The organism is Marinifilum flexuosum (assembly GCF_003610555.1).
GTDB classification, from domain to species: domain Bacteria; phylum Bacteroidota; class Bacteroidia; order Bacteroidales; family Marinifilaceae; genus Marinifilum; species Marinifilum flexuosum.
In genome coordinates this window covers 1-24,274 of the sequence record NZ_RAPQ01000014.1, presented here as the reverse complement: position 1 = coordinate 24,274, position 24,274 = coordinate 1, and the positions used below count along the sequence as shown (strand labels likewise).

Below are 24,274 nucleotides of genomic sequence, written 5' to 3'. Positions count from 1 at the left end.
TGCAATGATATTAAGGAAAGATCAAATAAATACAAACTTGGGTAATGCACTACCACAAACTCCTGAGAAGCTAAAGCAAATCAGGGATTTGATTCGTGATTATGCTGCTGAAACGGAAATCATACCGCCTTTGCAGGAATCGGAGGTGATTTTTCATTCAGGAGAACTAATCAAAATGCATCCTGAATTGTTTCTTTATCAGAAACTACTGGCTGTAATGATTAATAATTTTGCATGGCAAAATATCGTGGCTGGCATTCCTTTCAATCGCCGAATATTACTACTCCCCAAGTGCTTTAGTCATGCCGATTGTCCTGCAAAGTTCGATGAATTGGGTTTATTATGCGAACAATGTGGTCGATGCGATTTGGCCGATATTATTTCTAAAGCCGATGATTTGGGCTATCACACCATTGTAAGCGAGGGAACAACATCGGCAAGTGTGTTACTTTCATCTGGTCAGGTGGAATGTGTAATTGGCGTTGGTTGTTTGCACTCTTTCGAAAGATCTTTTCCTTTGGCTGTAAGAGAAGCTGTTCCATCCATTGCGATTCCATTGTACAATAACGATTGTAAAGATTCCAAAGTTGATGATGTTTGGTTGAATGAGGTTCTTGCCAATCGAAAGGAAAGCAATTGGCATGGCTGGATCGATTTGGATCAGCTAAAAAAATCTGTAAAATCATGGTTTAACAGGGAGAATTTGCAGGAGTTTTTCGATTACCAGGATGACACGGTTGATATTGCCATCAATTGGATTGAAAAGGATGGAAAACGCTGGCGTCCTTTAATGATGACTGCAGTTTATGATGCTTTGATGGGAAAATCAGGAGAGTATAATGAAACAATCCAAAAATTAGCAGTTTCGATAGAGTGCTTTCATAAAGCATCACTGGTGCACGATGACATTGCCGATGATGATGATAAAAGATATGGTAAACCGAGCTTACACAAGGAATTTGATGTTCCGGTAGCCTTAAATGTTGGAGATTTAATCGTAGGATATGGTTACCAAATGATTGCTGAATCAGGGGCAAAGCATATTAAAAGTTTACTAAAGGTAGCTTCTTGTGCTCATCGCGATTTGTCATTGGGGCAAGGTGAAGAGTTGCTTTGGAGATCGAATGGGAAATTGCTTAGCAGAGAAGAAATCATTCGAATCTTTAGTAATAAAACTTCACCAGCTTTTGAAGTTGCATTGCAATTTGGTGCCATCCAGGCAAATGCGGGTGCCGATGTTACCGAGGTGATTTCGGAATATAGCATAGCACTCGGCATTGCTTATCAGATTAATGATGATTTGGATGATTTCAGACAGAATGAAATTGCCAGTGGATTTAATACAGTTCAACCGTCGATGATTTCATGTATTCTGAATGAAAAATATCCTGAAAAGATCAAGGAGTGGAGGCGAAATCAGGACTCAGACATTTTGAAATGGGATGAAACCAAAGAGGCAATGCAAGAAGCAGAAGAAATGCTAAGTGAATACAAGCAAAAAGCTATGAAAAGTCTTTGTAGGCTGTCCAATTCAAACTTAAAGATATTATTAACACGCCTATTGAATAGGATCGTACCTGAATAAATATGACATTGTCTAAAAAATCAATCAATTGTAACCAATTCATACTGGAAAGCTTGCTAAGTGCAAAAGAGGCTTTAAGTGAAGATGCTAAAAATCATATTATTTCGTTTTTGCGTTCCCAAAAATGTGATTCAGGAGGATTTATCGATAAGGCTGGCAAATCAGATTTGTACTACTCGGTTTTTGGATATACACTTGCCTTAATTTTGGATTTGAAATTGAATATAGCTGATGAGAAAAAATACCTGCAACAATTTGAACAGAAAAATCTTGATTTTGTACATTCAGTATGTTTGGTAAGGGCTTTCTATTTGCTGCATCTTATAGATTTAAAGCAAAAAACAGGTTTTAAGTCCACCAAATATTTAAGAATAGGATTTGCTAAAGATCTTATTATAGGAAAACTGGCAAAAAAAACAATGAATGATTGCTCGGAAGTTCTATGGGAAATAGAAAGTTATATCTCTAAGGATGAAGGTTACAATCACAATGCAAAAGACTCAGAACACTCTACCGTTTATGCCAATTATTTAATGTGGACTTTATATCAAGATTTGCAAATAGAAGCGGATTCAATTGAAGAAATTCAAGATGCAAATCAGTCATTAATATTGGATAATGGTTCTTATGCGAATGAAAGTAACAGTTCAGATGGGGTAACTTCAGCTACTGCAGCTGGTATGATTATGAATTTGGATCGTGGAAAAAGTAAAGATTGGTTACTTCAAATGAGATCGAAGAGAGGGGGATTCATCGCAGCTAAAGATGTACCTGTTTCAGATCTTTTATCAACAGCAACTGCATTATTGGCCTTGAAATTGTCTGGAGAAAATATGGACTCGTTTGCCGAAAATTCCTTAAATTTCATCAACCTTCATTGGGATGAGTCGGGTGGCTTTTTCGGTAGCATTGCTGATATGTCCTGTGATGTGGAATATACCTATTATGCTCTTCTAGGTTTGGGTGTTCTGTCTTAATTAGGACTGCACCCTTAATGCAAGAGATAACCAATTGCTAAATTGAACCATATCATGATTTCCAATTACAACCACGTACAAAGCCTAAAAGAAAGACTGGACAATCATATCCTTTCACTTCGAAATGAAAATGGATACTGGGATGGAAAATTATCCAGTAGTGCCCTGTCAACTGCTGTAGCAGTTTTTGCATTATGGAAATACGATAAAAAGAAATACGCCTTTCAGATCAACAAAGGTCTGTTCTGGCTGGTTCAAAATGTCAATTTGGATGGTGGATGGGGAGATACCATAAGAAGCAAAAGTAATTTGAGTACCACTTTACTTACATGGGCTTGTTTTTCGATTGCCAAAGATCGTCCTGAGTTTGCTGAGTGCATTCAAAATGCTGAGAATTGGTTGACAGATCGATTGAAGAAATTGGATCCTGAATCTATAAGTACTGCCATATTGAATCATTATCAAAGCGATCAAACCTTTTCGGTACCTATCCTTTCCATGTGTGCACTATCAGGAAGGTTAGGAGAAAATGGATGGAAATTGGTTCCACAACTTCCATTTCAAATGGCAGTATTTCCCGATCAGCTCTTTAAGTTTCTGAACTTATCAGTGGTAAGCTATGCCATTCCGGCATTGATTGCGATTGGCTTGGTAAAAGCACAACATAGCAAACCAAATAAGTTAACAAAGAAGCTAAACCAATCCGTAAAACCCAAAGTTCTACAAATTCTATCGGAAAAACAGCCTGGCAATGGTGGCTTTTTAGAAGCTGCACCTTTAACGGGATTTGTACTAATGAGCTTGATTGGAGCAGGAGAGAGAGAGCTTGAAGTTTGTAAAAAGGCAGCAAACTTTTTGGAGCATTCGATTCGTGAGGATGGATCCTGGCCTATTGACACACATTTGGCCACTTGGGTAACATCATTATCAGTAAATGCATTGGATCATAGTTTTTTGTCTGAAATTACTGATAGAGAGAAGTTTGTTTCTTATTACCTGGATCACCAGTTAAAGAATATTCACCCATTTACAAAGGCAAAACCAGGAGGTTGGGCATGGACTCATTTACAAGGAGGAGTGCCGGATGCCGATGATACTTCGGGAGCATTGATTGCATTACATAAATTGAACGAATACCAGGATATTCCCATTGAGGCAATAAAGAATGGTGTGAACTGGTTAATTGAACTTCAGAATAATGATGGAGGCTTGCCTACCTTTTGTAAAGGTTGGGGGAAATTGCCTTTCGACTGCTCCTGTCCTGATATTGCAGCACATGCCATAAAAGCATTATCTCTTTGGCGAGATAAATTGGATGCTCAGACCAGAAGCAAAGTGGATAAATGTATTCAGAAGGCATGGAGGTATTTGCAGAATTCACAATTCGATAATGGCTCATGGTTACCACTATGGTTTGGAAATGAGGACGATTTGCAGCATGAAAATCCTGTATATGGAACTTCAATAGTGCTGTATTCTATAAGTGGTTTAAATCCAGATGTTTTAAAAGGATTACGTGAAGTTAAAAACAAAGCTATTGCCTTTCTGCAATCTGTTCAAAATGAAGATGGAGGATGGGGAGGAAATGCGAGTCTAATCTCTACCATTGAAGAAACTTCCTTGGCAATACGAGCGTTGGCCTCAATTCAAAATCAGGAAGAAATAAATAATGGATTGAAGTGGTTACATCTTCACCTTCCTAATGATTTGAATGACATCAAAGCTACTCCTATAGGATTGTATTTTGCCTCACTTTGGTACTTCGAGGATATGTATCCATTGGTATTTGCAAGCTCTGCATTATATGAAGTGCATAAATCAATCACGAATTACGAATTAATAATTGCGAGTGAGGCATAATGCTTTGAGATTCTCATTAAAAGTTTAAATACTTTAATCTGTTATTGTTAGTTTTGCCACCCTTAAAAAATAATGCAAACACACAGATGAAATATAGAGAATTAAGTACAAAAGAAGCCATTCAAGAAAGAAGGAGTATTCGCAAATTTAAGCCTGGCGATTTTTCAGATGAGATTTTAATGGAATTGCTGGATGCTGCTAGGCTTGCTCCTTCAGGATGTAACTCCCAGCCATGGAGATTTAAAATCGTTCGCGATATCGAAAACAAGAAAAAGCTTCAAGAATATTCATACAATCAAAAATTTGTGAGTCAAGCACCAGTTGTTTTGGTTATTTGTGCAGATGTTCAGGGCTACATTGATGGTCGTGTTTCAGGAGTTCAGGATCTGGGAGAAATAGGAGCTTTCGATAATGAGATTTGCGAAATTTTGAATAAAACGACAAAAGCAAAATCATTATTAAAAAAGGAAGATTTAGCCAAGTCAGTAGCATTTAATATCGCGATTGCAGTAGAGCATATTGCTTTGAGAGCATTGGATTTTGGTTTAGGAACCTGTTGGATGAGGTTAATAGATGAGAAAGCAATTAGCGAACTGTTTGGATGGGATGAGAACCTGTATCCGGTAGCGGTGTTGCCAATTGGTTATCCTGATGAACATCCAAAAGCCAGAAAGAGAATGAAGATGGAAGATCTGATCATCGACTAAGAATAATAACAAAGGCGCGAATCATTCGCGCCTTTATTATTCATTACTAATTGATAGTTATTCATTGTCTACAACTACGCCTATCATCTCCCAAAAGATCTTCTCATCCATTACATTTACATGATATTCCATGGCTTTTCGGTTCTTGCGACCTTTTCCAGAGAATTGCTCTGCATGAGCCGTGATTAGGTAATCTACATTTTTAGAGACTACTCTTTTAACGATCAGGCCACGCTCTTTAACCAACTGTTGAGCCAATTCACGATCGATTCTTTGGCCGTTGATCTTGCAGTTAAGATGACCAGAGAAACAAACGCTTTTTCCTGTCAATGATTTCAATTGTTTTTGAACTCCAGGTGTGGTAATTGGAATTTTGGTGCGCTCGTATTTAATTAACAAATCCAATTCTTTGGGAAGAATACAAAGCAAATCGGAGACCAAATGAAGATCATCCATTTCGGCATTTGTTAAAATTTCATCCAATAGGTAAATGCGAATCAGCTTGCGCAAGTATTCCTCATGAATTTCCATCACCTGTTTTTTCGAAAGTTTGTAGTCTGTTGCCAAATCTACCAGTGAGAAAATCTCTTTTTCTTCTAAAATGCGATCCGCCAAAGCACGATCCAAAACATTCAAATACTGACGTACAGGAACAGAATCTCCAGCACTTGAAGTTAACCTGTTTAGTAAATCGTAAAGTTTGTTTTTCTGGATGTTGGCGATGTTTTTAGCTTCCTTTCGCTTCATGAAAATATTGCGCTCTTTCGGGCAATCTTCAATTTTAATCAGGTGAAGGAAGTTTTCAACGAAGTCTTCAATCTCGTTTTGCTGAGCATATAAATTCTTCAGTATGGAGAAAAGCTTGGCCGTTGCCAAAGAATCAGACTTGGCAGAATGGCGTACCGAAAATTCAATATCGTAATAAGTACACAATTGTTCCAATCTACGCAGACCCGAATCCGGAGCCACCAAGTCGAACAGTTTTAAAGTACAGATACCTTCCAATTTAGGCATGTTACCATTTAGAATTGGTTCTAAAAAGCGAACAGCAAAATCAAAATCGTGAGCTACCAGGGTTTTGCCATTTAAGCGAGAAAGAATATCAGGAACAATTTCCGAAGCCGAAGGAGCATTCTTCACCATATCATCGGTTATGCCGTGAATTTGAAAGCCTTCAATGTCTTTTCCTGGATGTACTAATGTTTCGTAACTGTCCAGTAGTTCACCATTCCAATTCACCGTTTGTATAGCCAGTTCAACCAAATGATCGCCATGTTGTGGCGAAATACCGGTTGTTTCGAGTGAGATAATGGCAAATTGATGATTATAAAGTTCCAGTATTGGATCGTTTGTCATAGTTAGTTTTTATTAGGGTAATCAGATAATACCATTTAAATTTCAGAGTGAGCTTAGGCGAAACTGTGAAATATTAAAATGAAATGCCGATATATAATTAGTTAGGCATTTGGAGTGAATGAACAAATGGCGCATAATAATTAATAATCGGTATTAGAGCAAATATAAAACTATTGAGCGAAAAATGAATTCATATAGTGCCTAAAGTACTTGCCAAACCTAAAAAATAATGTAGATTTGAAACTCAAATTTCGAAGACAATATTAAAACATACACTATGAGTAATTCAAAACAACAAGCACAAGAATTAATCGATTTTATTCATGGAAGTCCGAGTACTTACCATGCCGTTAATAACATCAGAAAGGAGTTAAACGAGGCTGGTTTTCAGGAATTAGATCTTCGCGAAGAATGGGAAGTTGCAAAGGGAGGAAAGTACTTTACAACAAAGAATGGATCAGCTATTTTCGCTTTTCAAATTGGAACGGGAGAGATTGAAGAGGAAGGGTTCCAAATGATTTGTGCTCACTCTGATGCACCAGGTTTTAAAATCAAACCAAATCCTGAAATTGAAGTTGAAGGAAACTATATCAAATTAAATACAGAAGTTTATGGTGGTCCAATCTTGAATACTTGGATGGATCGTCCTCTTTCTATCGCAGGTCGTGTATCGGTAAAATCAAACGATCCTTTGCATCCAGAGCATTTGTATGTAAAGATTGATCGTCCGTTGATGGTGATTCCTAACCTGGCAATTCACTTGAACCGTGCAGTGAACGATGGTGTTGCATTGAACAAGCAGAAAGATATGCTTCCATTGCTTTCTATGATTACAGAAGAGATGGAAAAGGACAATTGTTTGGTGAAATTGATTGCCAACGAATTGAAGATTGATGCTGAAGCAATTATCGATTTTGACGTAAACTTATTTGAGCTTGAAAAAGGATGCATCTTTGGATTGAATGATGAGTTCATCTCTTCACCTCGTTTGGATGATTTGGCAATGGCTCATGCTGGTTTAAAGGCTCTGTTATCGGTTGGCAACTCTAAGAAAACCCAAATGCTTGCCATTTTCGATAACGAAGAGGTGGGAAGTGTTACCAAGCAGGGAGCAGGTTCTCCGGTATTGCGTCACATTTTGCAGCGTATTGTTTTCAAATTGGGTAAAGATATGGAAGCATTGCACCGTGCCATCTACAGCTCGTTCATGATTTCGGCAGATATGGCTCACGCTGTACACCCTAATATTGGTGAGAAGCATGATCCTACCAACCGTCCGTTCATCAACAAAGGACCGGTAATCAAGATCCACGCTAACCAAAAATATACTACCGATGGTGATTCGGGTACAGTATTCGAAACCTTGTGTAAGAATGCTGATGTTCCTTATCAAAAGTTTGTGAATCGTTCCGATTTAGTTGGAGGTAGCACACTGGGTAATGTATCTACGGGTCAGGTTGATATTCGTACTGTTGACATAGGAAACCCAATGTTCGGAATGCACTCGGTTCGCGAAACAGGTGGAGTAGAAGACAATGCTTACGTTCGTAAAGTATTTACTTACTTCTTCGGATTGTAAGATCTACTAAATATGATATTTGAAAGGCAGCACATGGGTGTTGCCTTTTTTGTTTGGAGATATGAATTGTGTTACGTTATGAATACCCTTCAGGATTACAAGTTTTCTATAAGGGAGATCTACATTTCTTCATAAAACCTCTTAATTTCTATTTACCAGAACGATGTAGCTGATTTTACCCTCGATTTTTCCCTTAAAAGGCTCAAAAAAGGGGTGCGGGATAGCAAATTTGCTATCGCCGATAGGAAAAGAGGTCTGCAATAGGTCAATATTGGGGTTCGTACCCTCGACATTTCTATTCTGGAGGGAAAAATTGGGGTCACGGATAGCAAATTGCTATCATTTTTTTAAGAGGCTCGATTATTTTTAGGTCAATTTAGACCTTTCTGGGGGAAAACTCGAGCTTTAATATAGCAATTTGGTGTGCAAGTAGGGAAAATTTGCTCTAGCAGATAGAAAGTTTGACGTATGTCAATAGCAAATTTGCTGTTGTTTTGCCCAAGGCCGAGGTTCTGGATAGGAATATTGCTATTTGGGATAGGAAATTTGCTATCCGTGACCCCAAATTTGCTATCCACGGTAGCAATTTCTTATGGTAAGAATACAACAAAGGCCAAATCAGCAATAAGCTTGACCTGGCCTTTTTATACCATTTTAGATGTTAATTTACTCATGGGTATAGTGCCGATAGATTGCTAACACTCAGTTATGAGTGTAGCGAAATAAGTGAGTAAACTTAGCAACTAATCGGTATTAATTATTGAGTTTTTATTAATACCTGTTGAGGTATTAAACACTTGGAATGCCACCCATTCCAAATACCATTGCAAGTAGCGCTACTGTTTCGATAACCCCCATAGCGGCGATGTACATTCCCGATCCTTGTTTGTCGTCTACAGCCAGGTTAGCACAAGCAGCAGCTCCAACTTTTCCCTGCATAATAGCAGATGCAGCAATAGCAAGACCTACAAAAAATGCCCAAATCATTTGATTGCCATAACTATCAGGATTAAGGTTTGCTCCAATCATCGAATTCATGAAAATCATACCATAAATTACCTGGCTTAATGGCATACCAACCATTGCAAGAGCCAATGAAGGAAGTTTCTTCTTGTCTTTGATCGATTGTTTCCAAAGACCCATTGCACCCATTGCTGCAATTCCTGTTCCAATTGCCGATCCAACTCCTGCGATTCCTAAAGCGATTGCATGTCCACCAAATCCTGATACTACTGTTAATAAAGTCATGTTTTTAAAGTTTTATTTGTTGATTTTTACTTTTTTAATTTGAAAGGTTTAAATTCTCTTCCCGAGAATTCAACATTAGCATGTCCGGCATATTCCAGCATGTTTAATCGTACACCATGAACCAATACTGCCATGCCCGCAAGAACCATATTTAGTCCGTGTCCCAATATTAGAACCATTATTGCACTGATGCCTGAAGCTATGGTTGTAACACCATCGCCAATGGCCATATTGTTAAAGCTTGTAGCCATTAATACGGTTGATAATCCAACGGCATAAAGTCTGATGTAAGAAATGATATCCGAAAATCCATTGATAATGCTAAGGGGCAGATTTCCTATGGAAGAAAGCATTCCTTTAAAGAAATTTGAACCTGTATGGGAAAACAAAGCCACCATACTGATACCTATTGCGAACAGATAGGGGGTAATTGGCTGAGCTTCCAATCCCAGCACCAAATTGTTTACTACGCCAAACAATCCCCATATAATGGCTACCCAACCCAATTGTCCTATCGCTCTAATGCTATTGTTGTATTTCCATGCAGTTTGCAGATGTCCAATGCTTAAATGAATGGCGCCAATTACAAACATCAATTTTTGAATGAAGATGCTATCGCCACCAAAGCTTGCGATTTTCTCAATTCTAAGCTGATTTAAAATTGATATTTCAGCAATGGCCGCTGAACCAAAATAGGTACCCGTTAAAATTCCCCAGATCATGATGGATGCTGAAAGCGTATACATCAATTGAAATTCGATAATGGAAGCAAACTTCTTTTTGCGGTGCACCAGAAAGGTGATTAGTAAGAATACCAATCCATATCCGGCATCACCAACCAATATTCCTGTAAAAAAGGTAAAGAAGATCATGAATATCTTCGATACATCCAGCTCTTTGTAACCCGGAACCAAACCCATAAAATTCATTACAGGCTTAATTTTTTCGGCCCATTTGGCTGTTTTAAATAAAGTTGGAACTTCATCTGCTTCCTCATCATTGGGATCCTGAATTACATATCCCCAGGAATATTCTTCAGCAACCCGAATCAAGTTCTCAACCGATTCTTCGGGAATAAAACCCTTCCAGTATACAATTTGATCATCCAACTTATGACCACTAAACGCTACCTTTTTTAGATCCAAACATTTGCTTTCATCTGCCAAAGCTTTTACAAGAATAGCTTGATGTTGAGAAAGGGTAGTAAGCAAATCTTCACATTGCTTAATGATGGCATCATTTTGATTGATCAGATCCACCACCTCATTTATTCCGTATTCAGGAAGCTTAACTTCAGTAAGATTTAATTTCTGATCTTCATTTTCTGCTACAAAAACAATTTGATGCAGGTCGTTTAATTTCCCAACAATGGAAATCTGCTCCTGTTCCGAAATAACTCGTACATCTTTATCCTTAGCCAAATACAATCGAACGAAAACTTCCTTTTGCTGCAATAGTTTAAAATCATCTAATGCAATATTTCCCCAATCCTTAAACCAATTCAGGTTTTCATTCAATTGCTCTTTTTCTCGTAGCAGATTCTGATATTCTTTCTCCGTGTTCAATACCTTTTCCAGCAAAGCATTTTCATCCTTCGCAAGCTTATCGATTCGATTCGTGTTGGCAATTGGATGGTTTTCCCTGCTTTTGTATTGGTTCAGAATGTTGATTGCCTTTTTTAATTGCTTTACCCGGTAACCAACTTTATCAATAGACCCATCTTTAGGCAACTGAAAAGGAGCAATGTGTACCATGCCCAGTTCACCTAAAATGGTAAGGTTCGTGTTGATATCTCTTTCCGAATTAGGCAGGAACAAGAGTAACTTTTTCATTTTTATAATCATGATACTGCCTCCTCTAATTTTTTGGTTTTAACCACTTTTGCAGTTGCAATTGTTAAGCGCTCATCGTCTTGCAATTTCTGTCCGATTTTTCGGATGGCCATTTTGGCATTGGGAATCCTACGATTCTCGAACAGTTTAACACGAGCTCTCACTTCCATCAACTCCTCTTCCAGAATCTCAATTTGCTTTTGCAAACAATCAATTTCGGCAAGCAACTGAAGCTGTTCTTTCATCAGCTCAATGGCATGGTCCAACCAAAGCGGAGCATCATCATGAATCGGATTTACATTAAAATCCACACGCTCAAATTGTCTTACCCTAACTCCGGCAACATCTACCTGTTTGGTTATAATCTCGTTTACCGAAATAAAATGGTCAAGATCTACCCAGGAGTCATTTAAAACGGCTATCCAGCTTTCGGCTTGCTTTTCGTTTTGCTCAATGCTTTCCCTGATGTGAAGGATTTTTTCTCCAATGGTGTTAATGGTTGCCATTAAGGATTTTTCCATTGCCTCGAAAAGGGGCAGCATTCTTAAGGATACTTTTAATACCTTTTTTTGACGAGCCTGCTCTGTTTTTGTATACTTAATTTTAATCCCTGCCATTACGAATTGTCCTCCTTCATTTTTGGATTAACAATTGCTTGAAGCACCTGTCTGCCTTTTTCTGCCTGGAAGGATTCCAGCCTGCTCAACATTTGCAGTTTGAGCTTGTAAACCAGAAGCTCGGTAAATGTGAAATGCTCTCCTACTTCGAGAGACGAAAGTTCGTCCCATTGCCATTTCATAATTGCTTTTTCACATACCAAAGGATCTTTCGATACCACTTCATTTGGCAAAACCATTAAGTTTGGGCTTCGTTTCTCAGCCTTTGCTTTGCGGATCTCTTTCACATCTTCCCGGTATTGAAACATGATATCTTTAAATCCCTTTAAATCTTTATTGAATGTATCAACTTCCCTAAAATTTAAACTCTCCAGTTTTTGAAATCTTCCCGTAGCCAATTGTGCTTTGGCATCCGATAAAAAATCATCCATTGTAATGGGAGGGTGTTGAGCAAAACTTAAGGATGGCAGGCTGCATAATAAATAGGTTATGTTAGCCATGATTATTCCTCCCCATTGTGACTTAATAATTCTACCAAATCCTTATTTAATAGTGAGAACAAACCATTCTCTATATCTTGCGAACTCACCACATATTGCATACCCTTTTCCATTTTTGGATGAATTTCAATTTTAGATTCACTCGTTTGTAAGGGCTTAAGCTTTATCTCTTCCTGAAGCGATTGATCAATCAGGTAGTTCTCCATGCTTTGAGCAACTTGATCCGGCACAGCTACCTCTTTGTCGCCAGGAATACTTTTAACAGCAGCATTTAATATTTCCTGCATGTATTGTTCCTGGGTGAATAAATTGTTACACTGCTTTCCAAATATCTGTTTTAGGTGTTCCAGCACCGATACCTTTGTAGCTTCAATCATATCGCGCGAAGCCTGTTTTAAGGCAGCTTGCGTGTTTTGTTGCAGAAGAGCAGCATCGTTCTTGGCTTTTCTAAGAATATTATCACTTTCCAATTTGGCAATTGAGATTAAATCATCGGCCTGTTGCTTCGCATTTTCAATAATCTGCTTTTTTTCTGATTCGCCAGCTTCAATTCCTTGCTCTTTTAGCTTTAAAACAATGCCTTCAAGATTTTCTATATTGTTCATATTTGAGTTTTTTTATTGGTTTTACTTATTCCAGTACTGATCGATTAACTTTGTACTTAAACCGGTTTCCGCAGCATCAAAGTGTTTGCGTAAGATATCCCAACACAGATCCAAAGCCTCTTCCAACTGAACTGGCTTGCCAAATGGCTCTTCTACTTTCTCGATAAAATCTTTCCTGTAGCCAAGTAATTTCTGTGAGAAAGGGTCGTTGGCAGCACCAACTTCTGCCGCTTCATAAGCTTTTTCTGCTTCAGCCAGTAGGGAAGCCATGGCAGTCATGATAGCCCTGTGATCATTCCTGGTGTCTCCATTAACCTGTTGTTTTAATCGCGATAGGGAACGGGCAAGTTTCAGCTTTCCATTTTCAAGAAAGAATTGCCCTTCCGTAATGTATCCTGTGTTATCAGGTACCGGATCTTCAAGCGATTCCAAGGTAGTGGCCCCAATAATGGTAATGGATCCAGCACCTTCGATATCGGCAGCTACCTCGTATCTTTTGGCCAGCTCAGAATATAAGGATCCCGGATATCCCTGAAGGGAAGGAATCATATCCTGATAGTTGGCAACGTTTCTTAAGATATTCGACCAGTTGGTCATATCGGTAAGCAATACCAAAACATCTTTTCCTTGATCGGCAAACTCGCGGGATACACTCAAGGCAACATCAGGCAACATCAAACCCTTAATTTGCGATTCACCTGCCAGGTGCGAAAACATGATGGTTTTGTCCATATTACCCGATTTCGACAGCTCATCTTTAAAGTATTGGTACTCGTCGAACTTCAGACCGATTCCTGCAAATATGATCACATCGGCCTTGGCTCCTTGTGCAATTTGGGATAGTAGCTTGTTGTAGGGTTCGGTAGGACCGGCAAAAATTGGAATCTTCTGCGATTTCACCAGTGTGTTGAATACATCAATCATTGGAATACCTGTCCACAAAGCTTGCTTGGGTACCAAACGAACCGTTGGATTTAAGGTATCCAAACGAGTTGACAATTGCTTCTCGTAGATGATTTCAGGACCACCATCGTTCACTTCTCCAATTCCATCGAAAGATCTGCCAAGCATATTTTTCGAAAAGCCTGCAGTTAACGGACGTTCATGAATTCTGATTTTTGTTCTGGTACTTAAACCCTGTGTGCCATTAAATACCTGGAATCTTGTTGAATCTTCGCTAATGTTGATTGCTTTGGCAAAAGACAGACTTTGATTCGAATCCGCATGTAAAAGTTCAACCACATGATTCAATGCTACACCTGGATTTCCTTCTACAGAGATCAAAGCTTTTCCAACCTCACTAATTTTATTTATCTCTTTTCTTATCATGATGCGTATTCTTCTTGTAAAATAAATTGATCGATTTTGATGGCTAGCGTTTCGATTTGCTCTTCATCCTGAGCATAAGTGTTCCATTCTCTCCACCACTGACGTAGATTGTCAAATTTCGATTTAATCATCTCTTTCACCTCTTCATCATCCATTCCGTCGGTTGAATATTGCATTGGTTGATCAATCAATTTTTGTATTGCTTGATTGATAATTTGCAAACGCTCAGGTCGGGTACAGGCATCCAATTCATGAAATGCATCTTGCTGAAGCACACAAAAATCAATGGTTTGTCCTTTTTGATACAATTCATATTTCTCTACAGGAACTTTCTTAAGACCAATGGTACTAATGGTTTGATCAATCCCATTTGCTTCATTTAAAATTTGTAAGATCTTTTCTCGGTCTTCCCACGAGATAAAACTATCGTATACCGAAGTAGTATAAACCAAAGGATCAATTGCGGGATATTTCTTGGCATCAGCACGGTCTTGCGATAATCCCCAGAATCCACCTGTTGCATCCATGGTTGCCTGGGTTACCGGTTCCTGAAAGTTACCTCCGGCTGGCGATACGGTTCCAATAAAGGTTAATGATCCTCCTGTTGCCGAATCGGCTCCAGCTCTTTGGTACATTCCTTTGATCTGATCAGGAATATCCATTGGGAATGCTTCTGGTCCTGGAATATCTCCCTGGCGACCACTTCTTTCACGAAGTGCTTGAGCCCATCTTGAAGTAGAATCCGCTAATAAAATCACATTGTATCCTTGATAGCGATAGTATTCGCCAACGGTTAAGGCAATAAAAACACTGGCTTCACGAGCAGCAACCGGCATCGAACTGGTATTTCCGAAAATACACATTCGGTTCATCAAGGATTCTCCGGTTGATGGATCAGATAGCTCTGCAAAATCTTTAAACACCTCTACCGCTTCACCAGCACGCTCCCCACAAGCTGCCATAATAATGATATCAGCTAAAGCATATTTACACAAAGAGTGTTGCATTACGGTTTTACCTGCACCAAATGGTCCTGGATTTCCTACCGTTCCTCCATAACTTACCGGAGCCAATAGATCAATTACTCTTACACCAGTAGAGATGGTTTTATTGGGAATGCTTCGGTCTTTAAATGGGATCGGGCTTTTTACAGCCTGTCTGAATACCAATTTCAATTCGTGTCGAATACCTTGTTCATCTTTAACAACAGCTACCACTTCTTTAATGGTAAGAGATTGTTTATCGATGATACTTTCCAGTATACACTTGCCAATGGTGAATGGTACGAGTATTTTGTGTTCAAAGCGACCTTCCATAACCCATCCAATGGCACTTCCTCCTTTTAAAGTATCTCCAATTTTTGCAGTGGGTGTAAATTCCCACAATTTTTCTTCATCCAATGCTGGTGCTTTTAATCCTGGCTTCAGGTAAGAATCCTGTTCGCTTAAAGGATACAAAGAGTTTTGCAATCCATCCCAGATACTGGTTAGCAAACCTGGTCCAAGTAGTACTGATAATGCATCATTTTTAAATTCAACGGTATCACCAATTCTAGCACCAGTTAAATCTTCAAACACCTGCATCTCTGCAATTCCTGCATCTTCATTTTTGGGATCAGCAGTAATCTGTAATACCTCGGCCTGTAGTTTTTTTCCATCCACCGTAATTTCAGCGGTTTCTCCCATTATAACATCCCCATAGAATCGTGCTTTTACCAGCGAATCTTGTATAGAGATAAGAGTTCCTGTTCGTTTATTTTTCATCATATTGGATTTGAAATAAATTATCAATTACATCCTGTATCAAAATAGACTCAAATAGTTCGTTTGGTTCAAGAAATGAACAAAAAATGAACTTCCTTCTTTGAAGCATTTCGATTTTCAATAATGTTATACCTAGTTATTCTTGCTTACTGTATGGAGAAAGTGTGGGAGGAAATCTCTATAAGTAATTGTAAGCATTCTTTTGTCGCCAATTGTCTTTTGACATAGACAAATATAATTGGATAGATGAAATGGAGATAAAAAATACAATAAGTTTAGTACTTTTTCAGGCTTTTTAACATTTGTTATGGAATCATTCGAATCAGGAAAAAATGTTAAGTGCAGATTATCAGATGCTAAATCGTTTGCGAGAATTTAAGAGGAATGAGTATTTATATAAAACACTTTTTAACACAACTAACTAGGGTATCACTTTAAATGACCGTGTTATAAAAAGAATGACTGCTAGAAAGTTCTTTGCCTATGAGGAGTACTGCAATTCAATTAACTTTTTGTACTGTCCGTTTGATAGCCTCATTAACTCTTCATGATTTCCTTTCTCTACAATTTCACCATGCTCGAGCACAACTATTTCATCAGCTTTTCTGATGGTAGACAAGCGATGAGCAATTACTATTGAAGTTCTACCTTGCATCAGCTTTTCTAATGCTTCTTGCACCAACTGTTCCGATTCTGAATCCAAGGATGAGGTAGCTTCATCCAGAATTAGAATTTTTGGGTCGTTCAAGATGGCACGAGCGATGGCAATTCTTTGGCGCTGACCACCCGAAAGCTGAGTGCCTCGTTCACCAACAATGGTATCGAATTTTTCAGGAAAACGATCGATAAACTCCATGGCATTGGCTTTTTGTGCGGCTTCGAATATTTCCTGATCGCTGGCATCGGGTTTCCCGTAGCCAATATTCTCCTTGATACTTCCTCCGAAAAGAAAAATGTCCTGTGGTACCAGCGAAATCTGATTTCTTAAAGCCGATAAGGGATAAGCGTGGCAATCGAGCTCATCGTAAAACAAACTATTGCCAGGTGGTTGATGCAGCATTAAGAGGAGGGAAGCCAAGGTACTTTTACCAGCACCACTATGTCCAACCAAGGCCACCATTTGATTGCTTCTAATCTCAAGGTCGATATTATTCAGAACCTTTTGTTCCAATCGGGAAGGATAGGCGAAACTTAGCTTTTTAAGCTGTATGGAACCATTCATTTTGTATTTGGATGCGATCTTCTTGATTTCCTCAATTTCCTCGGGAACTTCATCGTATATTTTAAAAAGGTCTTCGGTAGCTCCAATAAATTTCTGGATATTGGTATACACGTTGGCCAATCCGCTGATGGTTCCACCCACAAAAACCGAATAGATAACAAAGGAGAAGAGGTCTCCTGCAGCCATTTCTCCTGCCTGCAGCAATCTCGATCCTTGCCAAACCATGGCGGCAATGGCGCCAAACAATCCCAATATGATAAAAGAAGAAAATGCACCACGATACTTCCCCCGAGTCATGCCCAAATCGGCAATTTCCAGAGTTTTCTTCTTGTAACGGGCAATCTCAAGAAACTCATTGGTAAAGGCCTTCACACTCTGTATGCCTTGCAGGGTTTCCTCGATAATTGTATTCGAATCGGCAACCTTGGTTTGCACCTCTTTGGAGAATTTACGGATAAATCGACCAAAGAACCTCGCGGCTATCATGGTAGGAGGGAGTGTAATCAGCATAAAAGCTGTTAGCTTGATGGAAATCACCGCCAATAGTATGATTCCACCTGTAATTACAATAATTTGTCGAATAAAATCGGCCAGAGTACTGGTCATGGTTTCTTGCAACTGGATTACATCTGCCGATATTCTGCTGTTTAGTTCACCAACTCTTCTTTTTTCGAAAAACTGCAAGGGCAGCTTAATCAAATGGCGATAACTGGCCTGACGCAAGGCAGCTAAGGATTTTTCAGTAACATTTACAAAGAGCACAATGCGAAAGTAGGCAAAGGTTGCTTGCACTACCAGAATAATGGCAATCAAGATAACGGTTTGGTTCAGGCTTTGCCCCAAGGTGGTACTGTTTCCTGTATTCACCAAATCGCCCAACAGTTTTGGGAAAGCCAGACTTGCCAAACTCGATCCCAAAAGGAAAAACATCCCTAAGAAATATTGACCTCTATAGGGTTTAATGTATTTGTACAAACGCAAAGCGCTGCTTAATCCACTGCGGTTAATCTTTCCTTTCGGAACATTAGAGGTATCGGAGCCGTGTGATCTTGCCATTCTGTAGTACTATTTGGTTTTAGTATTATACCATATTAAATATAAAAATGAGCTGGTATAATGCCGATACATATTCAACGTGCTTTTAGAAGTGAAACGTTCTAAAGGCGCTCCCGATTGTTGTCGGGATTGAATAGTAATCGGTATTAATAATACACAAAATAGATGAGATATTGTTTGGTTACAAGCTTTCTTTATTTGGGATTTGAGCTAATCACAAGTCGATTTTAGTTGTGTTTTCCCATTTTCCGTAACCATTTCGAATCCATTGTCAAGCATTGGTTTGAAGCTTTTGCGTCCCGTAAAATGCCATAGCAAATAGCCATACTGACATTGGTTAATGCGCTCTTGCTTGTATTCATTAAGCATCAATCCTTTTAGCTCTTCCCAATATTCTTTTGGCGAATGCACAAATATGATCAGAGGATTAAACTCTGGGGCAATAAATTCTTTTTTATAATAATCTCTAATTCGTTTCACTCTTGGGAAACCATATTTCTTGGTAATTTCAATCATTCTCTCGGTATGCTCAGCATCCTTGGGGTTGATGTATTTTTCCCAAATAAGCTTCTTCACATCATCCGATTCAAATTGTCTGTTAGAGAGCTCTTCCATTTTTAAACTATCCCTTAGATTTTCAATTCTGTTGGTTTCACACTTATCGAAAGTCTTGTAAATAGTATACTCGCGTAAAGTTTGGTCGTAACCATACATAAACTCCATTTCCTCAACCAAGTTTACAATGTCTTTCTTCAATAGAGAATCTTTTACAGATTGTGAGTAGGTGAGATGGCTTAAGAATAAAGCCAGAACCAAAAGTTTAAATTTCATTATCAATGTTTTCTTAATGATTTGTATCGTATTGCAAGCTCGCGCTCAATCTCGTTGAGCTAGCAGACTACATCCTATGCTCATCCTTTTATTAGGGAATAGTGCATTGGATAAGCCCCTTTAGGGGTTTGGGGTAATTTGCCCCCAGCTACCACACGAAACGAAGTTCGATGAAATCAATCCTCTCGTGTGGTTTTCTAAAAAGGAACGCGATGGAATCGCACACCAGCGGAGGTAATTTGGCAATGTTTATCAATTGGATTCATCATTTAATTTAATGATATTGAATTCACACTACCTTACCAACTTAAAATATTCCAACATTATAAGATTACCATTAAAGCAATCAGGTTTCTTGACGCATGAACAGCTGTTGTCATCCAAAAACTGGATTCTTTTCTTCTTTGAAACACCAAGTAGGTTTTAGCAAGAAAGAATCCCATTGGTAAAACCATAAGACTATACCAAACGCTATAGGAGTAATGAGCCAAGGAAAAAACCAGAGAAGAAACCAATAAGGCAATCAAATTGGAATGATTTCTTTTAAATACTTGAATCAATTTAATGGGTAACAACTGACACAACAATGTTTCAATCAAAGGAGCTAAAATGATAACAGTAATGATCATTTCCCATTGTGAAGACCTCTCAAAATCGAAACCACCTATATCACTATCGCCAACACCTGTAAAATCAAGAATCAGTTTAATCGGAATTGTGAATAGAATACCCAGCAAAGTGGTAGCCACGATGAATTTTATGGGTTTCAATCGTAGCCATTTAAAGTATAATAATTTGATTGGTCTATTGTAATTCTTCATAGTTTATTGCCAGTATATTTCTGCCAAATCTTATTGTGTGTAAATGTCAATTTCTTAAACCTTATTTTCTTTAAAAAAGTCCAAACCATTTCTTTTTCTCAGCTGTATTGGGTCTATGAATATCTAATATGTCTGATACTGCATGCTTGTCAAATCCATCGAATAAGGCTTCAACGCCTTTTCTCATTTTCAACTCAACTTCCTCGTTGTAAAGGGGAATTAAGGTGTAAAAATTAATCGATTTTTCTTTGAGCTTTAATTCATGAAAACCTTCACCCAATACAATAGTAGGGAGTAGGAGCATTGTGTTTAACTCAGTATTTTCAGCAAAAGGTTCAGCCGGATCTCCATTGGGTAGTGTATGTCCCCATCCCAACCAAGTGTCATATTCATGAGGAAACCTTGCCATATATTTTAACCACCTAATGGGCCAATAATTCTTTTCATCTTTAAAATCTTTTTCCGAAATTTTCCATTCTTCAGGCAAGCAGATGCTTAATTCGGCAAAGTTCGCATCTTCCACATCTTCGGGAGTTGTCATGGGCTTATCACTCATGCCAGATGTAATCAATGTATGGAAAGGTCTTTCTTTTGTAGGCTTTACCCAATGTATGTCAATATGAACCAGGTCTGAAATAATTTCGTGGAATACCGTTTCGATCTTCCCAACGTATTTTTCTATATGATTCGAGATTTCTTCAATAGAAGAATCTCCTGTTGCAGGTTCAAATTCTTTGGGTTGAACATCTTCGTATCTGTAAATGGGTGATCCCGATTCTGATTTTTCCATAGGTTAATTCTTAAATTGCCTTTGATATTTTTAATCTTGGATTAGTGTAGGCTATGGGCTAAGCTTTATAGTTCAGCCCTTAGGTTTTGTTTTTTAGCTACGAATCAAAAACTTTAATCTTTAACAATGCAACTAGCATAGTTTTTGGTCTTTTCAATCTTTTTCTTCTTTAAAGCCATGTCGTAGTATGATTCATCTTTCAAATAAGTTCTAATGAATTTGATGCCCGCTTCTTCAATTTTCTTCAGTTGTTCTTTGCTAATGGGATAGGTCATTGCAAAGCCTGAATAGATTTGACTATTTGATACAAAGGACTGAGGACTTGCATTTTTAACAGAAGTGAGTTCCATGATAGACTTATCACCCAATTTCAAATTCAGTTTGCTCCCTTCAGGAATTAAAAAGGCCTGATCGCCAGGAATGTTTACATAGGATTCCAGTCTATACTCATCGCCTAATCTGTAAAAAGCAAAGGTGAAATAGAAGTTATGCTTCTGCACGATTCTTCTTTCCACTTTCCCCGAAAATTCATCTACTTTTTCGTGAGTATACTTGCACTTTTGTGCATTTGTAATTGTTGGAATTGAAAATAAAAGAAATGCGAAGACCAATAAGAATTTTGTTTTCATAGTGTGTGTAGTTATGGGTTAGTAAATGTAATGTCATTATTGTTGGGGCAAGTTTGTCTGAATTGTATGATTTAAAATTTCATCTTAGTATGATTCAACCTTGAGTATATACAAAGTAGGCGATTGCGAGTATCGAACTCATCAAGCCGTTACGATATTGAAGCAGGCTACAATCCTTGAATTTACTACTATTTCGGCGATTGTTTTATACATTGCTAGGCAAGATTTTTATTCAATTTTTCTAAGATTTTCATCATATAACCCAATCAATATGCTGCTCCCTTGATTGTAAATTTTCAGCCCTCCATATTTTGCTGAGTCATATTTTTCGGCTTGTCCTTCTTCAAAAAAATAGGATTCTGCTCCAATATTTATTCTCCGATTACTGGTAGTATATTCTATTGCATATTCACCGTCACTTATCGGTTTTACATCATTTTGAAGCCTTACTTTAGTTCCAATTCCATTTTCATCCAATCTTACAATACAAAATCCACGCTTAGGAATATTTGCAATTGATATATTCCTTGAAATCTCATAGTTCAGACGCATATAGTCACCTTGCATCAATGAACGAGGGTCAACGGGTGCAAGTCGCAATAAAACCAATTTACCGTCACTTAATATTTTCTCCTTTTCAATAATTGATTTATTAAAAAGAAAAAGTACCAGTATCAAATTAAAGCCAATAACAACCCATTTATACTTTTTCATTTTGTCCAAGTTTTTTGTGTGTAAATAAATAGAATAACAAGAATATAATACCAGATACAAACAGTATTATTGACTTCGTTAACAAAGTATAGTTTAGGTCATAATAATATTGAGAAATGAAATAGATAAATGATATGATTCCAATTACTAATCCAGTTTTGTAATTAACCAAAAAACTAAGAAGAATAATTAACAATGCTCCTGATATAGCTGGTGATAGAGCAGTTGGTATTAAAAATAAAATAGAAAGCGTATAGATTAAATACAATAATTTCGTATTAGTTATCCCAATTATTTTTACAATTATTGAAATCAGATAGATAGTTAAAGGAATTGTAATAATTGACGATGCCCAAATGTGTTTTATCCCAAAATCAAAAATCCCTCTCTGCCCAACAAAGACTAAACCTGTTATCAAAGATATCATTAAACCTATGCGAATTGGGTTATATAGCTTGGAAGGAAATCTTTTATCAGCTAATAACTTTGCTTCATTAAGAAACACATAAGTTAGTAGAACTAATAAAATAGCATCATAAACATGAATCAAACCATATACATCGTTATCAAATATTAAATAAATGAAACAACCATTAATTGTTAAAACCGAAATAAATGAAAGAATATAACTTTTTGTGATGCCGATTGTAAGTAGTGCAATTAGAATTAATAGAATACAAATAGTAATGCCTCCAATATCCAATGCTGTTAAACCAAAAACAATCAAGAATAATCCAATGGCATAAGCAGAGACACTTAAAGTGTCAATAATCAATTTTTTATATTCTACATTCAACCAAATTGCAATACCAGTAAAAAGTGAACCTGTAATAACTAGCCCAGCTTCTGAATCATACAAACCAGCAATTAATAAAAAACCTAAAAAAGCCAGAGTTGCTAAAAAGCCACCTATTATAGAAAGTATTTTAATCGCAATACTCGATTTTTCTTTTTGTGAGTCTGCATACTCTTTTTCAATTTTGTTTTCATTGAATTTAAAGCGATTACCCTCTAGTTTGCTTATATATTCAATATTCTTCCTAATATTTATATCATTTTCCATTGTTCCATTTTTTTTGAATATCAAGAAGTCCTTTAATAAGCAAAGTAACACTTGCAATAATAAACAGGCTTACAATAAAAAACATTGCGGCATCTTCTGATATTTTTATTAATAACGATGAGATGATTATAATAATGCTAAATGGAATTAGTGAAAGATAGAATCCGTTTTTAGTCCTAAAACTATATATTATCCCTGCTCCATATGCTACAATTGACAAAAGTATTAATAGTAAGAAAGAGGATTGATGGTTGTCAAATATACCCATTATTATTCCTATTGTAGAAAATACGATAGCTGCAAAACCTAATATAGAAGTAAACCAAGAAGGTACTTTAATGTCATTGCGAAATTTTAAAAGCAAATGGAGTATCACCAATACTAACGAATTGAAAAGGAAGAGAGAACTAAAAACAAAAACCTCTGACCAATCTGATGCCACTTGCTGCGAATAGAGAACAAAAGTTGTGTTTACCAGAGTCAAAAATACCAACCATAAAGGTGGAAAGTTAGAAATAATTACCCATAAACTAATGAATAATGTCCATCCCAGAAAAAAATCATAAGCATTTGCACCTGTTTGATAAATCTGGCCAAATACAGCAATCAAAACACCAACTAATACTGAGGTTCCAGTCAAAATGATATTTTTAACGTTTAGATTTAGTTTTGAGAACAAAACCACACTTGTCGTTAAGATTATCAGACCTTCAATTAGTCCCATTTTTGTAAATTTATGCAAGTCTGCCCAATTAAAGGCAAAAAAGAAAACAATCCCCGATACTGTAAAACCAACTCCAAGACTTATAAATAACAAATTCAAAAATCCTTTCCACGATTTTGAGTCAGAGTATACTTCTTCCTTAAGTACCTTATCAATCCCCTTTTCAGTCCAATTGCTATGTCTACTTATTATTTCAATATCCTTTCTTTCCATATTTTGTTTTTGACTGTTCAACATTTGCAGGTTGCTGTCTTAAATTTCGCCTAACGGTTTTGCTAAAATTTGAGGGCGATTTAAAGCTACCGTCTTATCAAAACCGCCTGGGGTTTATTGTTTTTGTTACATTATCTAGTTAGGCGTCACCGCACATGAAATTTAGCTTTTGTGCCTGTTGCACAACTCTTGATAACTTGTTCATAAATCTAACAATAAAAACTTTACTTAGCAATAATAATGGCTTAACTTG

Annotated in this window: 21 protein-coding genes; 5 read left to right on the top strand and 16 right to left on the bottom strand. The window is 37.4% G+C overall.

The genetic code is table 11. From position 1 onward, the window contains the following. The first annotated feature begins 4 nt into the window (after window positions 1-4). The 4 genes from BXY64_RS20325 to BXY64_RS20310 all read left to right on the top strand — a co-directional run bounded on the left by BXY64_RS20325 (window position 5) and on the right by BXY64_RS20310 (window position 5,129). Window positions 5-1,585 (top strand): polyprenyl synthetase family protein, encoded by a 1,581-nt coding sequence (locus tag BXY64_RS20325; protein WP_120241800.1) that lies wholly within the window; start codon window positions 5-7, stop codon window positions 1,583-1,585. A gap of 2 nt (window positions 1,586-1,587) precedes the next feature. Next, a complete protein-coding gene (locus BXY64_RS20320; protein ID WP_120241799.1) occupies window positions 1,588-2,562 on the top strand; it encodes a prenyltransferase/squalene oxidase repeat-containing protein in 975 nt (324 codons plus the stop codon). Window positions 2,563-2,616: 54 nt separating this feature from the next. After that, a complete protein-coding gene (locus BXY64_RS20315; RefSeq protein ID WP_120241798.1) occupies window positions 2,617-4,422 on the top strand; it encodes a prenyltransferase/squalene oxidase repeat-containing protein in 1,806 nt (601 codons plus the stop codon). A gap of 86 nt (window positions 4,423-4,508) precedes the next feature. Then, complete coding sequence (locus BXY64_RS20310; RefSeq protein WP_120241797.1) at window positions 4,509-5,129, top strand: nitroreductase family protein; 621 nt, start codon at window positions 4,509-4,511, stop codon at window positions 5,127-5,129. A 57-nt stretch (window positions 5,130-5,186) separates the two neighbouring features. Here the strand turns inward: BXY64_RS20310 and BXY64_RS20305 are convergent, their stop codons facing one another. After that, entirely contained in the window at window positions 5,187-6,485 is a 1,299-nt protein-coding gene (locus tag BXY64_RS20305; RefSeq protein ID WP_120241796.1) for an exonuclease domain-containing protein, read from the bottom strand. 277 nt (window positions 6,486-6,762) lie between these two features. On the opposite strand from BXY64_RS20305, the gene BXY64_RS20300 reads away from it, so the two are divergent. Continuing rightward, a complete protein-coding gene (locus BXY64_RS20300) occupies window positions 6,763-8,064 on the top strand; it encodes a M18 family aminopeptidase (RefSeq protein ID WP_120241795.1) in 1,302 nt (433 codons plus the stop codon). Between the two features lie 789 nt (window positions 8,065-8,853). On the opposite strand, the gene BXY64_RS20295 is transcribed toward BXY64_RS20300, so the two are convergent. The 15 genes from BXY64_RS20295 to BXY64_RS20225 all read right to left on the bottom strand — a co-directional run bounded on the left by BXY64_RS20295 (window position 8,854) and on the right by BXY64_RS20225 (window position 24,021). Next, window positions 8,854-9,312 carry a V-type ATP synthase subunit K gene (locus tag BXY64_RS20295; RefSeq protein ID WP_120241794.1) on the bottom strand — a complete coding sequence of 153 codons (459 nt, stop codon included), beginning with the start codon at window positions 9,310-9,312 and terminating at the stop codon, window positions 8,854-8,856. A 26-nt stretch (window positions 9,313-9,338) separates the two neighbouring features. Beyond that, window positions 9,339-11,144: a V-type ATP synthase subunit I gene (locus tag BXY64_RS20290; RefSeq protein ID WP_147376059.1), complete on the bottom strand. Its 1,806-nt coding sequence runs from the start codon at window positions 11,142-11,144 to the stop codon at window positions 9,339-9,341. Between the two features lie 8 nt (window positions 11,145-11,152). Beyond that, on the bottom strand, window positions 11,153-11,761 hold the full coding sequence (locus BXY64_RS20285; protein ID WP_120241792.1) for a V-type ATP synthase subunit D: 609 nt from the start codon (window positions 11,759-11,761) through the stop codon (window positions 11,153-11,155). Next, complete coding sequence (locus tag BXY64_RS20280; protein WP_120241791.1) at window positions 11,761-12,261, bottom strand: DUF2764 family protein; 501 nt, start codon at window positions 12,259-12,261, stop codon at window positions 11,761-11,763. The genes BXY64_RS20285 and BXY64_RS20280 overlap by 1 nt, the downstream gene beginning before the upstream one ends. Window positions 12,262-12,263: 2 nt before the next feature. Next, on the bottom strand, window positions 12,264-12,866 hold the full coding sequence (locus BXY64_RS20275; protein WP_120241790.1) for a hypothetical protein: 603 nt from the start codon (window positions 12,864-12,866) through the stop codon (window positions 12,264-12,266). A 21-nt stretch (window positions 12,867-12,887) separates the two neighbouring features. Further along, complete coding sequence (locus BXY64_RS20270; protein ID WP_120241789.1) at window positions 12,888-14,195, bottom strand: V-type ATP synthase subunit B; 1,308 nt, start codon at window positions 14,193-14,195, stop codon at window positions 12,888-12,890. Next, window positions 14,192-15,958 (bottom strand): V-type ATP synthase subunit A, encoded by a 1,767-nt coding sequence (locus BXY64_RS20265; protein ID WP_170150720.1) that lies wholly within the window; start codon window positions 15,956-15,958, stop codon window positions 14,192-14,194. The genes BXY64_RS20270 and BXY64_RS20265 overlap by 4 nt, the downstream gene beginning before the upstream one ends. A gap of 481 nt (window positions 15,959-16,439) precedes the next feature. Beyond that, the gene (locus BXY64_RS20260; RefSeq protein ID WP_120241787.1) at window positions 16,440-18,236 is read right to left on the bottom strand and encodes an ABC transporter ATP-binding protein; all 1,797 of its coding nucleotides are present in this window, start codon (window positions 18,234-18,236) and stop codon (window positions 16,440-16,442) included. Between the two features lie 210 nt (window positions 18,237-18,446). After that, a complete protein-coding gene (locus BXY64_RS20255) occupies window positions 18,447-19,067 on the bottom strand; it encodes a hypothetical protein (RefSeq protein WP_120241786.1) in 621 nt (206 codons plus the stop codon). A gap of 323 nt (window positions 19,068-19,390) precedes the next feature. Then, window positions 19,391-19,837: a CPBP family intramembrane glutamic endopeptidase gene (locus BXY64_RS20250; protein WP_170150719.1), complete on the bottom strand. Its 447-nt coding sequence runs from the start codon at window positions 19,835-19,837 to the stop codon at window positions 19,391-19,393. Window positions 19,838-19,958: 121 nt separating this feature from the next. Continuing rightward, a complete protein-coding gene (locus BXY64_RS20245) occupies window positions 19,959-20,678 on the bottom strand; it encodes a suppressor of fused domain protein (RefSeq protein WP_120241784.1) in 720 nt (239 codons plus the stop codon). 113 nt (window positions 20,679-20,791) lie between these two features. Next, window positions 20,792-21,307 (bottom strand): hypothetical protein, encoded by a 516-nt coding sequence (locus BXY64_RS20240; protein WP_120241783.1) that lies wholly within the window; start codon window positions 21,305-21,307, stop codon window positions 20,792-20,794. A 228-nt stretch (window positions 21,308-21,535) separates the two neighbouring features. After that, window positions 21,536-22,021 (bottom strand): GDYXXLXY domain-containing protein, encoded by a 486-nt coding sequence (locus BXY64_RS20235; RefSeq protein WP_120241782.1) that lies wholly within the window; start codon window positions 22,019-22,021, stop codon window positions 21,536-21,538. After that, window positions 22,008-23,084 (bottom strand): DUF4401 domain-containing protein, encoded by a 1,077-nt coding sequence (locus tag BXY64_RS20230; RefSeq protein WP_120241872.1) that lies wholly within the window; start codon window positions 23,082-23,084, stop codon window positions 22,008-22,010. Before BXY64_RS20230 ends, BXY64_RS20235 begins: the two co-directional genes overlap by 14 nt. Continuing rightward, window positions 23,074-24,021 carry a DUF2157 domain-containing protein gene (locus tag BXY64_RS20225; protein WP_120241871.1) on the bottom strand — a complete coding sequence of 316 codons (948 nt, stop codon included), beginning with the start codon at window positions 24,019-24,021 and terminating at the stop codon, window positions 23,074-23,076. Before BXY64_RS20225 ends, BXY64_RS20230 begins: the two co-directional genes overlap by 11 nt. Between the last annotated feature and the right edge of the window lie 253 nt (window positions 24,022-24,274).